The following is a 343-nucleotide window of genomic DNA, read 5'->3' on the forward strand; positions in this document are numbered from 1 at the left end:
TGCTAATAACAGTACTTTAGCATCTAATTGGAATGCGGCTAACATCGCGGCTTTACAGACGTGTCCTACGGATAGTTGTGATGCGGATGCAAACTACACCGTAACGTCTGACTTCGACTTTAACAACTTTGTTAATACTTGTGGACTTGGTGGTACTATCACTGTAAACTATACAGTAGCGGATGATTGTGGAAATATGGCCTCTACTTCAGCAACGTTAACTATTGAAGATACGACTGCGCCTGACTTAGCGTTATGCTCGGATGTTTCAGATGAAACTATTGAATGTGATGGTGCTAATAACAGTACTTTAGCATCTAATTGGAATGCGGCTAACATCGCG

The 343-nt window shown here is 41.7% G+C and carries 1 protein-coding gene; it reads left to right on the forward strand.

The features are described 5' to 3' along the window. The coding region (locus tag WA340_RS11465; protein WP_336129159.1) for a hypothetical protein at positions 1–343 on the forward strand (343 nt) is incomplete at both ends.

The organism is Mesoflavibacter sp. CH_XMU1422-2 (genome assembly GCF_037029245.1).
GTDB lineage: Bacteria > Bacteroidota > Bacteroidia > Flavobacteriales > Flavobacteriaceae > Mesoflavibacter > Mesoflavibacter zeaxanthinifaciens.